This is a genomic window from Paraburkholderia sp. RL17-381-BIF-C (genome assembly GCF_046026435.1).
In the GTDB taxonomy this organism is placed as follows: Bacteria; Pseudomonadota; Gammaproteobacteria; order Burkholderiales; family Burkholderiaceae; genus Paraburkholderia.
Genome location: NZ_JARESX010000052.1, coordinates 19969 through 34423, shown reverse-complemented (window position 1 = coordinate 34423; position 14455 = coordinate 19969). Strand labels below are relative to the sequence as shown.

The window sequence follows — 14455 nt, the reverse complement described above, 5'->3', positions numbered from 1 at the left end:
TTCCGGTTTCAGGCCGTTTCCAACCCTTTCCACTTTCCGCGATGATCGGTGAAATCGATATTTTCGGCGTGTTCGTGCCAGCCGTGCTCGTGCTGATGTTGATCGCGTATCTGATCAACCTGGCCATTCGCACGGTGCTCGCGCGCGTCGGCTTTTACCGCTTCGTCTGGCATCGCTCCATCTTCGATCTCGGCATCTATGTGCTGGTGCTGGGCCTTGTCGTTGTCGTTTCGCACAGACTAATAACGTGAAAAAAACCTGGTTCTCCGTCGGTCAGATTCTGCTGACCCTGATCGTCGTCGCGGCCGCGGCCCTCGTGCTGTGGAAACTGGTCGACTACTACATGTTCGCCCCGTGGACGCGCGACGGACACGTACGCGCCGACGTAATCCAGGTCGCGCCGGATATCTCGGGGCTGATTTCGTCGGTCGAAGTGGTGGACAACCAGCAGGTCAAGCAAGGCCAGGTGCTGTTCGTGATCGATCAGGCGCGCTATACGCTCGCGCTGCGCCAGGCGCAGGCCACCGCGCAGCAACGCCGCGCCACGCTCGATCAGGCGCGCCGCGAAGATGCGCGCAACCGCAAGCTCGGCAACCTCGTCGCGGCGGAAGTGTCGGAAGAAAGCCGCTCGCGCGTCGAACAGGGCGAAGCCGCGCTCGCCGATGCAAACGTCGCCATCGACACCGCGCGGCTGAATCTGCAACGCGCCACGATCGTGAGCCCGGTCGACGGTTATCTGAACGACCGCGCGCCGCGCGCCGGCGAATTCGTCGCGGCGGGGCGGGCGGTGGTCGCGGTGGTCGATATGCATTCGTTCCGCGTCGATGGTTACTTCGAGGAGACCAAGCTGCGTGGCATCGACATCGGCCAGCCGGTCGATATCAAGGTGATGGGCGAGCCGAACGCGCTGCGCGGACACGTGCAAAGTATCGTCGCGGGTATCGAGGATCGTGACCGCACGCAAGGCTCGAATCTGCTGCCGAACGTGAACCCGGCGTTCAGTTGGGTGCGGCTCGCGCAACGGATTCCGGTGCGCGTCGCACTCGACGAAGTGCCCGCCGATTTCCGCATGATCGCGGGACGCACCGCGACGGTGTCGGTGCGCGATCTCGAGCCGGCAGGCAGGAAGCATCCGGATGCGGGCGCATCGGGCGCGGTGGCTGCGTCGGAGGGTACGGCTTCGGCTTCTAACTCCGCAGCGGTATCTTCTGCTTCGGTATCGTCTTCCGCTTCGTCTTCGGCTACCTCCGCTGTTCCGGCTGCTTCCGCTGCCAGGCCGGCGTCGGCCGCGGTCACCTCGGGCGCGTCGCAATGAAGCTGTCGCGCGCCCTGCCCTTATTGCCTCTGTTGCCGTTGGCTGTTGCGCTCGACGGCTGCATGAACGTCGGCCCCAACTATGCGTTGCCGCAACAGGCGCTCGTCAACGCGCCGCTGGCCAACGCGCCGATCGAAGGTGCCGACACGGCCCTGACGACGCGCCGGAACGTGCCGCCCGTGTGGTGGAAGCTCTACGACGATCCGGTGCTGAACGGACTCGTCGATCAGGCGCTGCAATCGAACACCGACTTGCGCGTCGCGGCGGCGAATCTTGCGCGCTCGCGTGAAGCGCTGGGCGTGGCGCAGGCGCAGGGCGGATTCTCCGGCAAGGCCTCGGCCGTGATCGAACGGGCCCAGGAATCCGCCGAACAATACCTCCTCACCGAGAAGCTACCGGTCGTCAATGAAGGCGACATCGGCATCAACGTCTCGTATGAAATCGATCTGTTCGGCAAGCTGCGACGCGGCGTGGAAGCGGCGCAAGCCGACAGCGAGTCCGTGCAGGCCGCCGCCGATCTCGCACGGATCACCGTGGTGGCGGACGTGGTGCGCTCTTACGTCGAACAATGTTCCGCTGCGGAAGAACTCAGGATTGCACAACAATCGCTGACCCTGCAGAAACAGCGCGTGGACGTCTCGCGCCGCCTGCGCGACGCGGGCCGTGGCAATCAGCCCGACGTGACGCGCGGGCAGACCCAGGTCGATACCTTGTCGGCGGATATTCCGCGCTATACGGCACGCCGCAAGATTGCGCAGTACCGCCTCGCGGCGCTGCTCGCCCGCGCGCCATCCGACTTGCCGCCGGCCGTGCTCGCTTGCGACAGGCTGCCGCAAATCCGCCAGCCGATTCCGATCGGCGACGGCGCCGCGCTGCTCAAGCGCCGCCCGGATGTGCGCGAGGCCGAGCGTCAACTGGCGGCGTCCACCGCGCGTATCGGCGTCGCCACCGGGGCGCTATATCCGACGGTGAGCATCGGTGCCTCGGCGGGTTTGACCGGGATTCTCGAAGATTTGGGCACCTCGCCCACGGCGCGCTGGGGCTTCGGCCCGCTGATCAGCTGGACCTTCCCGGCGAACGGCGCGCGTGGCCGCGTGCGTGAAGCGCAGGCGTCGAGCCAGGTGGCGTTGGCGAAGTTCGACGGCGTGGTGCTGACCGCGCTGCGCGAGACCGAAACCAGTCTCGCAACGTATGCGTCGGACTACGCCCGCGCCGACGCTTTGCGCGCCGCCGTGAAGTCGGCGGCCGAGTCGGCGGATGAAACGCATCGGCTCTATCTGGCCGGGCGTGAATCGTTCATTTCGGACCTGGATGCAACGCGCACACTGACCTCGACGAAATCTCAGGCAGCCGCCGCGGAAGGCCAGGTGGCGATCGATCAGGTCAACCTGTTCCTCGCGCTGGGCGGTGGATGGGAGATCGATCCGCAGAGCGCGTCCGGCGGCTCGACGCCCGCCGTTGCGGCATCGGTCAAAGCTGCGCCGGCTCCGGCGCCAACGGCGGCTGCGGCAAAAGCGCCTTGAGGCGACTTCTGATTTTGCACGTCTAAAGCGAGCCTCTCGTTGCGGCTCGCTTGCCTCAGCTTTGCGGGCCCGCCGTCGCGGCAGAGCAGCGCCACCCGCACGCTCTGCCCCTCCCCGCAAAGCTTACGAATTATTTTTGATAATCTTTCTTTTGCCTTTCATTTCGGGTTAAATACGTCCCATCAACCACTCATTACGGGGACACGTATGTCGCAATTCATGAAGAGCGCGGTCGCGCTGGGCGGCTGCATCGGCGTTTTCACGGCCGTCGTCGCCGTGGTCGAAATGCTGGCAGGTTGAACGCTCGCGGCTTCTCGCGTTGGGGCGAAAAGCGTCGGCGGCGCTAGGCGGGCCGACGTTTTGCCGCCGCCTGGTGAATCGCCGCCCGAACCCGCGGATACGTGCCGCAACGGCACACGATGTGCCACATGGCCGCGTCGATGTCGGCGTCGGTCGGCTTGGGGTTGTGCTTGAGCAGCGCGCAGGCCGCCATGAGTTGCGCGCTTTGACAATAGCCGCACTGCACCACGTCGAGATCGATCCACGCGGCTTTCAGCGCCTGCGCTTCGGGGCCCTGCAAGCCTTCGATGGTCGTAATCTTCTGCGTGTGGAGGCTCGACATGAGCGTCTGGCACGCGAAGCTTGCTTCGCCGTCCACATGGACCATGCACGCGCCGCAAATCCCCACGCCACAGCCGAACTTGGTGCCCGTCATGCCGAGTTCACAACGCAGCACCCACAGAAGCGGCATGTCGGGGTCGGCCTGCACCGCCACCGCCCGCCCGTTGATGTTCAACGATCCCATCGCCAGCCTCCGTGAGTTCCTGAGTTTTCGAATTCGCCGTGCTTCACGCGAGCCTCAACGGCAGTGAGCGCAAGCGCTGGCCCGTCAATGCGAACACGGCATTCGCCACCGCCGGTGCGACCGGTGGCACACCCGGTTCACCCACGCCTTGCGGATGCATCTGACTCGGCATGATGTCCGTGTCGATTGCCGGGCAATCGTTGATTCGCACGACCGGGAAATCCCTGAAGTTCTTCTGCTGCACCTGACCGTTGATGAGCGTGATTTCATCCTGCAACGCGGTGGAGAGACCAAACACAATCGCGCTCTCCATCTGCTGACGAATCAGATTCGGATTCACCGGCATGCCGCAATCGATCACGCAGACCACCCGATGCACGCGAATCCGCTTATCCGGCCCGATCGACACCTCCACGACCTGCGCGACCACACTGCCGAACGCCTCGTGCAACGCCACGCCGCGCGCGCGGCGCGCGCCGTCGGCGGCATGCGTCAACGGGTGTCCCCAGTCCGATAAAACCGCCGCACGCTTTAACACCGCCAGATGCCGCGGATGCTGCGCGAGCAGCGCCGCGCGAAACGCAATCGGGTCCTGGCCGGTGGCCGCGGCAAGTTCGTCGGTGAAGCCCTCGGTGAAGAACGCCTGATGTGAATGGCCCACCGAGCGCCAAAATCCGACCGGCACCGGCAGGTCGACAATCTTGTGCGCCACGCGCGCTGCGGGCCATTCGTAGGGCTGATCGAAGGCGCCTTCGCAGGTCGTCTTGTCGATCGGAATGCGCGGCACGCCGTAATAGCGCGCGAGGGACTCCGGCACGATCGCCTGACTTGCCGACGTGGCTTGCCACGCCAGCAGTTTGCCGTTGTTGTCGATACCGGCTTTGAGGCGCGACACGCATGCCGGACGATAGAAATCGTGAGTGAAGTCCTCCGCGCGCGACCAGAGGGTTTGCACCGGACGGCCGCCGCCTTGGCGCGCAATCGCCGCGGCTTGGGCGATGAAATCGAGTTCCAGACGCCGCCCGAATGCGCCGCCCAATAGAAGCGTTTGCACGTCGACCTTGTCGGGATCGATGTCCAGCACTTTTGCGACGTGATGCCGGGCGAGCGCGGGCATTTGCGTCGAGACCCAGACCGTGGCCGAGCCGTCCGTGACCTGCACGGTGCAGTTGGGCGGCTCGACCGCGCCGTGCGCCAGATACGGCGCGCGATACTCGGCGCTGATGGTGCGAGCCGCGCGACTCAACGCGGCGTCCACGTCGCCCAGATGGTAGTAGGCGTGGCCGTCGCCGTCGTCCAGTGCTTGTGCGAGGCGACGGTCCACCTCCGCGTTCGACAGCTTTGCCGCTGGGCCGTCGTGCCAATCCACGTTGATGGCGGTGACCGCGTTCATCGCCCGAAACGGGTTGTCCGCGATCACCGCGACGCCGCCGGTTCCTCCGTTGTAGGGCGCGACGGCAAACGCCTTGATGAAGCCCGGCATGCTGGCCGCCGGCGTTGCATCAAACTTCGCGACCGTGCCGCCCAGCGTCGGGCACATGACGACGCTCGCGTAGAGCAGACCGTCGGGAAGCGCGTCGATACCGAAGCGCGCCGTGCCGTTGATCTTCGACGCCGCTTCGATACGACGTAACGGTTTGCCGATCAGCTTGAAGTCGGCGGGATCTTTGAGCGCCACGTGGCGCGGCAGCGGTTGCTGCGCCGCCGTCAACGACAATTCGCCGAAGCTCGCCTTATGCCCCGAGGGGTGCAGCACCTGACCGCTTTCGACGCGACATTCGCCGGCAGGCACTTTCCATTGCGCTGCCGCGGCGCCGATCAGCATGGCGCGGGCCGAGGCGCCGGCCTCGCGCATCGGCGTCCAAAGGTCGTTGATGCTGGACGAACCACCCGTCATCATCGTGCCGGCTTCGCGCACCACCTTGCGGGTCATCCAGACGATGGTGCGTTTAATGGCGCTATCGTCGTCGGGGCGAAACGGCAGGTCGTCGATGATGTTCTGCACACTGTTGTAGATCTTGTCGATAGGCGAGTTTTCGACCCGCACCTGCGACCAGTCGGCGTCCAGTTCTTCGGCAAGCAACATGGCGAGGCCAGTGTGAATGCCCTGTCCCATTTCCGCCTTGCACATCATGATCGTCACGCTGTTGTCCGCGGCGATCTTGACCCAGCCGTTGAGCGCGACCTGCGTGCCTTGCGCCGGCAGCGGCATGGACGTAGTCAAACGCTGCCCCGGCGGCAGCACCGACCAGCCGACCAGCAGCGCGCCGACAGCGCTGGCGCCGCCGAGCAGGAAGGTTCTGCGCTTTAACATGGCATGGCTCGATCAGCTCGCACGATGGCTGGGAAGCTGTGAAGCGCGGGTCCGCGCCTGGCGTTGGTCCTCCGAATAGTAATAAGACGGGGGAGTGGATGTGGGACTTAAATGCATGCATTTAAGTCAGGAGGGCTTGGGGCGGGGGATGGGGAGGATGGCGGTGTTGGGGGGAAGCCGTGGGGTGTTTCATTAAATGAGGCGGGAACGGCTTGGTGAGGGCGGCTCGTTGCGGGCAGAAGGCCGGCGCTCGTGCGAGTATGCCATCGTGGCTGTGCCTGCGAAAACGACTCGGCGGAGGTCGCGTCAAACCGCGTTAGGACGTTTCACTCGCCGCTTAGCGCAAATTGCAATCGATGCGTAGTTATTCCTGACATCGCACGGGAATTCTCCTTCACATAAAACAGCGCTTTCCGCTGCCTCACACTTTTCCGAGCGATTACCCTTCCATTACGAACGGGCACCGGTCTTTGTATGGCTTTCCGATCGCAAGAACGAACGATCAACGAAAAATCTGCGAGATCCAAACGTTGAAAAAAGAGAGAACGAAAAGCGGCAGGATCGACTTTCAACACACAGTCAACCGGGCGGATGCGATCCGATCGAGATTACCAATGCGCCGCATCATTACCAGCGTTGCAAACCTCACTCTAGCGCTGGCCTTGGCCGCGTGTAGCGGGAACGGCGCGAGCGACACCGCATCGCGTTCGGCACCCAGCGCTCCGGAGACGGCAGAGGTGGCGGCCGCAGCGAGCGCTGCGAGTTCCAGTTCAGTTCCGCTCACCATGTCGTTGAAGATGAACACAACTGGCATGACGTCAGAGTCGCAAACCGACCGTTTCATCATCAAGTACAGACCCGGTACTGCTGAACGCGGCTCTTCCTCTGCCGTGCAAACGAAACTTGACAAGCTTGCCAGCACGCTCCCCGCGAGAGCACATCATCTGCGTCGGATGGGTATCGGCGCAGACGTGGTGACGACTGAGCGAAAACTCTCTAGCGCGCAGGCGAAAGCATTCATGCGCGCCATCGCAGCCGACCCGAACGTGCAATACGTTGAGCCGGACATTGCGGTCTCAGGTGGTGCTGTACCTAACGACCCATACTTTAACGACCAATGGGGCCTTCTTTCAAATCTCGACCCTGGGCAGCCCTATGCGGGTATCCGCGTGGCGAACGCATGGAATACAGGCACGGGCGCGGGCGTGACCATCGCGCTCGTCGACAATGGGGTAACGAGCCATAGCGATCTGAATGCAAACATATCTCCCGGTGGGTTGGACTTTACGTTTCTGCCCGGACCAAGCGACGGCACAAACCCTGGTCGTACTGTCGAGAATCCGAATTGCCAGGTGACCTGGCACGGCACTCACGTTGCCGGCATATTGAGCGCGGTGGCAAACAATGGCCTCGGCGTCGCAGGCGTCGCGCCGTCCGCGAAAGTACTTTCAGTTCGCGCGCTCAGCGCCTGCAACATCGGCACAATGTCGAGCGTCGTGGAAGCTATGGTATGGTCCGCGGGCGGATCTGTTCCAGGTTTTTCAGTCAATCCCCATCCCGCAAAGGTCATCAACGCGAGCCTTGGATCGGCTGGCCAGTGTTCGCAGGCGTATCAGGATGCAATCGACACCGTGAACAGTTTAGGCGGTACGCTCGTAGTAGCCGCAATGAACGATAACGAAGACGCATCAAACACCCAACCAGCCAACTGTCACGGCGTTATCGCTGTCGGCAACACACAACGCGATGGTTTGCGAGGGTACTTGTCCAACTACGGGCCCACGGTTGATATTTCCGCGCCGGGAACCGATATCTTATCGACCTATAACGATGGAAGCTCGGCGCTTGGCAGCGAGAGTTATGCCGCTATGACCGGAACGTCCATGGCAGCGCCAATGGTTAGCGGTGTAGTTGCTCTCGTACGTTCTGTCGCACCGAAGCCGCTAAGTACGGCCGAGATGCGCACACTAATCACACAGCACGCCCAGCAATTCCCAAAACAGCCGGATCATTCGATGGGATCGGGTATCCTCGATGCGGCGGCAACAGTTGCGGCGGCAAAGGCTGGCGAGATTCCAGCCGCAGCGGATTTCAAATGTTCCCAGAGTATGTCCGCAATGTTGGTGACGTGTACAGACCTGTCGACCGCGAGAGGCTCTGCGTCGATCAAGTCGTGGACGTGGACTCTCGGCTCCGGCAATGCGGTTGATGTGTTAAGCGCACAATCAGTCAACCCGATCTACAACTACGAATATCCGGGCACTTACAACATCACATTAACGACGACTGACAGCACAGGCGCAGTTAGCAGGGTAACTCGGCCCTTTACGGTCGCCGCCCCTGAGTCAACCGATCTGAGTTTCGACGTCAATCTCATGATTGCCGCGAAATCGAACGTCATGAAGTTCTTCAAGCTGGACGTCCCGGCTGGTGCATCGATCCTCAGGGTAGCCCTCTCAAATAGATCTAGTCTTGAATCGGGAACAATGTATCTGAGGGCCGGCTCGCCCACTACGGTAAACGCACCTTGCGTTAGAAAATTTGCATCAGGCAGCGGTGCCCAATGCATCATATCGCGCCCGGCAGCAGGCGTTTATTACGTCACGCTAAGCCCTGATACCGACCTCAATGATGATGTGATTTTCGCTACCTATATGCAGTGACGTTCATAGCGTGCGAGCAGGCCCCCTGCGTTTCCATCACGGAGCGCAGAAACACAACTTTTCGCATAAGCAAAGCCCACTATCTTTGAAAATGCAAAAGGCCATTACCCACCACTCCGATTCAATGGACGTGCACACGCTGATTGCTCGTGCAGACGCCGACTACTCCGCCTTCCGCATGAAAGACGCGGAAAGCGGATACCAACGGGCGTTGGCCTCGAACCCGTACAATGTCCATGCACTACACCGTATGGGGTTGGTATGCGTGCACCTGGAAAAAATCCCAGAAGCAGACGCGTATCTGGAACGCGCTCTAAAGGCCGACCCAGCGCGTGCCGATCTGTGGGAACACGCCGGCCTGATCGCCGCGATGAAAGGCGACTACCCACGTTCGGAAGCGTTCTACCGTCATGCGATTGATCTCTCTGGAAGCACCGCAACCTTGCATCGCAATCTGGCGGATTGCCTGCGACTCGGCGGCCGCCTCGCCGAAGCGAAAGCGCAATACAAAGCGGCTCTTTCCATAGAGACGGACCTTCATCATGCGACGCGTGCCATCGCGCGCATAAGCGCCGAACTCGGGGAGGCTGACGATGCCGCCGACTATTGGCTAGCCGCATGGGCGCTCGACTCATCTTCCCTGCAAGACGGGTTCGATTTAATCGCAGCACTAGCCAAAGCCAGGCGTACGGCACAGGCAAGCCGTGCGATCGCACAGATCAGAACACGGGAAGCGGACAATCCCGAAACATTGCAGGCGCTGTGTCTCGCGTTATATAGAGCGGATCGTTTCGCCGATATGCTGAGTGTCGCCCGCCAGGGACTCGAGATCGATCCGCGACGCGTCACGCTGCACCACTACGCGGCACATGCGCTGAGCGTCCGCGGCAGAGTTGCGGAAGCGCTGGCCTACAGCAGGGAAGCGGTCCGACTCACACCTGATGATCCTGTCATGCAGTGCCAACTTGCATGCCTCGAACTGAGTCAGGGCGATTTTAAGAGCGGATGGGCGCGTCGCAATGCCGCTTACGCCATGCCCCTAACACGTGCCACTTTGGTCTTTCCAGATTTTCAGGTGTGGAATGGCGAACCAGTTTGCGGATGTCGTTTCCTACTCGTCGGCGAACAAGGACGGGGCGACGAAATCCAGTTCATCCGGTTTGCCGAATGGCTACACCGGCAGGGTGCTATTGTCGATGTGCTGGTCAGCCAACCTGTCGCCAAAATCGCAGCAAGCATGAGGAGCGTACGGTCGGTTTTTACAACAACACCCGCCGGCCCTTACGACTATTGGAGCCATATGCTGAGAATGCCAGCGCATATGAACCTTGATCTCTCCATGTTGCCTATTGCCATGCCATACGTTTCGGCCGCGCCACTCCATATTGACCAATGGCGGCAAAAGCTCGATGTCATCTCACCATTAGCGGCGCATAAGAAACGCACGAGAATCGGTGTAGTGTGGGCGGGCGGTGCGCACACCGCTCTAGATCGGTTCCGATCGATCGGTATCGAAACGCTGAAACCCCTTCTTTCCCATCCGGGAACGACCTGGTTTTCCGTACAGAAAGGGGAGCATGAATGCGACGGCGTACCGCTGGCAGACCAATTTGATTTACACACGCTCGGACCCATCATTGAAGACTTCACCGACACGCTCGCCATTCTTGAAACGCTTGACCTGCTCATTACCGTCGATACTGCCGCTGCACATCTCGCCGGTGCGGCAAACCTTCCAGTCTGGGTACTTTTGCCCGCGTACTCGGAGTTGCGCTGGCTAACCGCCAGAACAGATAGCCCCTGGTACCCATCAATGCGGCTATTCCGCCAGCGCGAACTCGGAGATTGGAACCCCGTTATCGAAGAAATGGGGGAAGCTCTGACGGATTGGTGCGGCACCGGACCAAAGTAGCCGCCGCACCTCTCCCGCCTTTTCATCTCACCGCCTATTCGACCCCGACACCACATCGATCCAAACGGCCAGCACGAGAATGCTGCCCTTCACGATCATCTGCCAATACGCATCCACGTCCAGCATCGACATGCCGTTATCGAGGCTCGCCATGACGAGCGCGCCGATCAGCGCGCCGTAGACCGTGCCGGACCCTCCGCGCATCGACGTCCCGCCGATAAAACACGCGGCAATCGCATCGAGTTCGCCCATCGATCCGGCCGAAGGCGATCCCGCCGCAAGCCGCGCCGTATTGACGATGCCGCCGAACGCGCACATCAGCCCCATCAGCGCGAAGATCGCCAGTTTCACGCGGTTAGTGTTGACGCCTGAGAGCCGGGTCGCTTCGAGGTTCGAACCGACCGCGTAGATGCGCCGCCCGAACACCGTCTGCGTGGCGATCCACGTAAAGATGCCCAGCAGCGCGAGCAGCAACAGCACCGGCACGGGAATGCCACCGTAACGGTCAAGTGTGGCGACGAAGCCGGCGAGAATCACACCCGCGCCGACCAACTTCACGACGTCCTGCCAGAACGGCACCACCCGCAGTTGATAGCGCTCGCGGTTGCGCCGCTGGCGTATCGTCAGAAACGCCAGCAACAGAAACAGCACCACCGCAAGCGTATCGCCCGCGAGTCTCGGCAGATACCCTTGGCCGACGAACACGAAACCATCCGACACCGGTGCAATCGTCGATCCGCCTGTCACACCGAGCAGAATGCCGCGATAGGCAAGCATGCCGCCGAGCCCGACAATGAACGAAGGCACGCGCCGGTAAGTCGACCACCATCCGTTGAACATGCCGATCAGTACCCCAAGCAGCATGACCACCGGCAACGTGACGCCGAGCGGCCAGTGTCGGTTGACGTCGAGTATCGCCGCCACGCCGCCGAGCAAACCGAGCAGCGAGCCGACCGACAGATCGATCTCGCCGGCAATGATCACGAACACCATGCCGCACGCGAGCATGCCGGTAATCGACATCTGCCGCAGCAGGTTCGACAGATTGCGCGGCGTAACGAATGCGCCGTGCGTGAGCACCGAAAAGAAAATCCAGATCGCGGCCACGGCGATCAGCAGCGCGAGAATCTTGTAGCGCGCGAACAGTTGCTGAAGGCGCTGCGGACCGCCGAATGCGCCTCGCGGCACGGCTTCATCGGCGCGGTGGGAAGTAACGTCGGGCGTCATGCGGCACTCGCTACGGTTGGGTTCGGGGATCGTGGCACGGGACGGATCGCAGCGCTGAGTATGTCCTCCTGAGTCAGACCGTCATTGACGAAATCGCCGCGCAACTCGCCTTCGCCGATCACCAGCACACGATCGCTGATACCGAGCACTTCGGGCAATTCGGAGGACACCATCACGATCGACATGCCGCGCTGCGCCAGTTGAAAAATCAGTTTGTAGATTTCGTATTTCGCGCCGACATCCACGCCACGCGTGGGTTCGTCGAGAATCAGCACTTTCGGGTCGGTCAGCAGCATGCGTGTCAGCACGGCCTTCTGTTGATTGCCGCCGGACAGACTCGCAATCGATAACATGGGATGCGCGGCGCGCACCGAAAGCCGCTTCATCTCCGTGTGAATCGTATCGAGTTCGGCCGCGGAATCAATCCGGCCAGCCGAGGCAAAGCGCGCCAACACCGCGAGCGTGATGTTGTGGCCGACGCTCAGCCCAGGCACGATGCCGTGGCGTTTGCGATCTTCCGGCACCATGGCGATGCCCGCGCGAATCGCGTCAACGGGCGCGCGAATCCTGAGCGGCTTGCCGTCCATCACCACGGTCGCTTCGCTTACGCCGGGATACGCGCCGAAGATTGCCTGCATCAACTCTGTGCGGCCCGCGCCGACCAGGCCGGCCACGCCAAGAATCTCGCCACGCCGCAGCGCGAACGACACGTCGTTGACCCGCTTGCGACGCGAATTGGTCACGTCGAAACAGGTGACATGACGCGCTTCGAAGATCACCTCGCCGATCGGATGCGGCTCGCGCGGAAACAGGTTCTTGATCTCGCGGCCCACCATCAGCGAAATGATGCGGTCGGTCGTAAGCGCGCGCATCGGCTCCGTCGCGACGTGACGGCCGTCGCGAATCACGCTGATCGTGTCGCAGACGGCCGCCACTTCGTCGAGCTTGTGCGAAATGTACACACAGGCCACGCCGCGCCGCTTCAGATCGCGCACGATGTCGAGCAGAATACGGATCTCGGATGCGGTCAGCGAAGAAGACGGTTCATCGAGAATCAGCAGTTTGGCGCGCTTGTTTAGCGCCTTGGCAATCTCGATCAACTGCTGGTGCCCCCCGCCATAGTTCATCACCGGCTGTGCGGCATTGATTCCGCTGATACCGAGTTCGCGCAGCAGTTCGTCGGCGCGCTGGTACATCGCCGCGTAATTCATGCGGCCACCGGGCAGCGTAATTTCATTGCCGAGGAAGATGTTCTCCGCCACCGACAATTCCGGCACCAGCATCAACTCCTGGTGAATGATGATGATGCCGGCGCGCTCGGTGTCACGCACGCTGGCGGCTTTCAACGGCTCGCCTTCCCAGATGATCTCGCCGTCCCACGTGCCCCACGGATACACGCCGGAGAGCACTTTCATCAGCGTGGATTTGCCCGCGCCGTTCTCGCCACACAGACCCACGCACTCGCCCGGCGCGATCGTGAGGTCGATACCGTCGAGCGCCTTCACGCCGGAAAACGCCTTGACGATGCCGCGCATCGTCATGAGAGGTTGCGTCATTCGCTATGCCTCGCTGCAAGGCGCGCGGCGGCGCCGATACGCACCACGCGCATCGCCGTCCGCCGCGCACACGTTACGCTCATTGGCTCGCGAGCTGGGCCTGGCTATAGAAGCCGTCCTTGACGACTACGTCGACATTGCTCTTGGTGAGCAACGTGGGTTGCAGGAGCACCGTGTCGACTTTCTTCTTGCCGTTGTCGTATTGCGCGTTATAGGCGGGCTTCTGGCCCTTCGCGAGAGCCACCGAGAGCTTGGCGGCTTCGCCGGCAATCAGCTTCAGCGGCTTGTAGACGGTCATGGTTTGCGTGCCGGCAATCACACGCTTGACGGCCGCGAGGTCCGCGTCCTGCCCGGAGACCGGCACCTTGCCCGCCAGGTGCTGCGCGGCGAGCGCCTGAATCGCGCCACCTGCGGTGCCGTCGTTCGATGCGACGATCGCATCGATCTTGTTGTTGTTGGCCGTCAGCGCATCTTCGACAATGCGCAGCGCCGTGGAAGCACTCCATTCCGGCACCCACTGCTGACCGACTACTTTAATGTCGCCCCGGTCCATGGCGGGCTTCAGGATTTTGAGCTGGCCTTCGCGCAGCATCTTGGCGTTGTTGTCCGTCGGCGCACCGCCGAGCAGGAAGTAGTTGCCCTTTGGCTGCGCGTTGTAGACGCCTTGCGCCTGCAATTCGCCGACTTTCTCGTTATCGAACGAGATATAGGCGTCCACATCGGCATCGAGAATCAGGCGGTCATACGAGACGACCTTGATGCCGGCTTTCCTTGCTTCCGCAACCACATTGCCGAGCGTCTTCGAATTGAACGGCACGATTACGATGACGTCGACGCCGCGCGAAATCAGGTTTTCGATCTGCGAGATCTGCCGCTCTTCGCTCGCGTCGGCGGATTGCACCGACACTTTCGCACCGAGCTTTTCTGCCGCGGCAACGAAATAGTCACGATCGCGTGACCAGCGCTCCACGCGCAGATCGTCGATACAGAAGCCGATTTCCGGATGATCCTTGCTTGCATGCGCGAGCGGCGCGACAAGCGACAGGCTGGCGAGCACCGCTCCACACACGAGCGAACTCAACACGGTACGACGCGTTGCGAATTTCATGTCTCTCTCCTTCTTCTGATAGCCGGAATACC

At 61.7% G+C, this 14455-nt stretch carries 10 protein-coding genes; 5 read left to right on the top strand and 5 right to left on the bottom strand.

All coding sequences use genetic code 11. The features are described from left to right. The first annotated feature begins 41 nt into the window (after positions 1-41). Genes P0D70_RS26265 through P0D70_RS26255 form a run of 3 tightly spaced genes read left to right on the top strand, consistent with a single transcriptional unit; the run spans position 42 to position 2838 of the window. Entirely contained in the window at positions 42-251 is a 210-nt protein-coding gene (locus tag P0D70_RS26265) for a DUF1656 domain-containing protein (protein ID WP_007176114.1), read from the top strand. Beyond that, entirely contained in the window at positions 248-1315 is a 1068-nt protein-coding gene (locus P0D70_RS26260; RefSeq protein ID WP_408186603.1) for an efflux RND transporter periplasmic adaptor subunit, read from the top strand. Before P0D70_RS26265 ends, P0D70_RS26260 begins: the two co-directional genes overlap by 4 nt. Next, on the top strand, positions 1312-2838 hold the full coding sequence (locus tag P0D70_RS26255; protein ID WP_091804328.1) for an efflux transporter outer membrane subunit: 1527 nt from the start codon (positions 1312-1314) through the stop codon (positions 2836-2838). Before P0D70_RS26260 ends, P0D70_RS26255 begins: the two co-directional genes overlap by 4 nt. Positions 2839-3181: 343 nt before the next feature. On the opposite strand, the gene P0D70_RS26250 is transcribed toward P0D70_RS26255, so the two are convergent. Beyond that, a complete protein-coding gene (locus P0D70_RS26250; RefSeq protein WP_091804331.1) occupies positions 3182-3643 on the bottom strand; it encodes a (2Fe-2S)-binding protein in 462 nt (153 codons plus the stop codon). 43 nt (positions 3644-3686) lie between these two features. Further along, positions 3687-5957: a xanthine dehydrogenase family protein molybdopterin-binding subunit gene (locus P0D70_RS26245; protein ID WP_408186602.1), complete on the bottom strand. Its 2271-nt coding sequence runs from the start codon at positions 5955-5957 to the stop codon at positions 3687-3689. Positions 5958-6571: 614 nt separating this feature from the next. On the opposite strand from P0D70_RS26245, the gene P0D70_RS26240 reads away from it, so the two are divergent. Together P0D70_RS26240 and P0D70_RS26235 are read left to right on the top strand one after the other, a co-directional pair. Continuing rightward, positions 6572-8620 carry a S8 family serine peptidase gene (locus P0D70_RS26240; RefSeq protein ID WP_408186601.1) on the top strand — a complete coding sequence of 683 codons (2049 nt, stop codon included), beginning with the start codon at positions 6572-6574 and terminating at the stop codon, positions 8618-8620. Positions 8621-8711: 91 nt separating this feature from the next. Then, a complete protein-coding gene (locus P0D70_RS26235; protein ID WP_408186614.1) occupies positions 8712-10532 on the top strand; it encodes a tetratricopeptide repeat protein in 1821 nt (606 codons plus the stop codon). Positions 10533-10559: 27 nt separating this feature from the next. Here P0D70_RS26235 and P0D70_RS26230 read toward each other — a convergent pair whose 3' ends face one another. From P0D70_RS26230 to xylF, 3 genes are all read right to left on the bottom strand, one after another. After that, positions 10560-11759 (bottom strand): sugar ABC transporter permease, encoded by a 1200-nt coding sequence (locus P0D70_RS26230; protein ID WP_408186600.1) that lies wholly within the window; start codon positions 11757-11759, stop codon positions 10560-10562. Further along, entirely contained in the window at positions 11756-13315 is a 1560-nt protein-coding gene (xylG, locus tag P0D70_RS26225) for a D-xylose ABC transporter ATP-binding protein (protein WP_091804340.1), read from the bottom strand. Before xylG ends, P0D70_RS26230 begins: the two co-directional genes overlap by 4 nt. A 79-nt stretch (positions 13316-13394) precedes the next feature. Next, a complete protein-coding gene (xylF, locus tag P0D70_RS26220) occupies positions 13395-14423 on the bottom strand; it encodes a D-xylose ABC transporter substrate-binding protein (RefSeq protein ID WP_091804343.1) in 1029 nt (342 codons plus the stop codon). Positions 14424-14455 lie beyond the last annotated feature (32 nt).

Coding starts and splice junctions, on each gene's coding strand:
- P0D70_RS26265 (WP_007176114.1), top strand. CDS start 42: ATGATCGGTGAAATCGATATTTTCGGCGTGTTCGTGCCAGCCGTGCTC.
- P0D70_RS26255 (WP_091804328.1), top strand. CDS start 1,312: ATGAAGCTGTCGCGCGCCCTGCCCTTATTGCCTCTGTTGCCGTTGGCT.
- P0D70_RS26250 (WP_091804331.1), bottom strand. CDS start 3,643: ATGGGATCGTTGAACATCAACGGGCGGGCGGTGGCGGTGCAGGCCGAC.
- P0D70_RS26245 (WP_408186602.1), bottom strand. CDS start 5,957: ATGTTAAAGCGCAGAACCTTCCTGCTCGGCGGCGCCAGCGCTGTCGGC.
- P0D70_RS26240 (WP_408186601.1), top strand. CDS start 6,572: ATGCGCCGCATCATTACCAGCGTTGCAAACCTCACTCTAGCGCTGGCC.
- P0D70_RS26235 (WP_408186614.1), top strand. CDS start 8,712: ATGCAAAAGGCCATTACCCACCACTCCGATTCAATGGACGTGCACACG.
- P0D70_RS26230 (WP_408186600.1), bottom strand. CDS start 11,759: ATGACGCCCGACGTTACTTCCCACCGCGCCGATGAAGCCGTGCCGCGA.
- xylG (WP_091804340.1), bottom strand. CDS start 13,315: ATGACGCAACCTCTCATGACGATGCGCGGCATCGTCAAGGCGTTTTCC.
- xylF (WP_091804343.1), bottom strand. CDS start 14,423: ATGAAATTCGCAACGCGTCGTACCGTGTTGAGTTCGCTCGTGTGTGGA.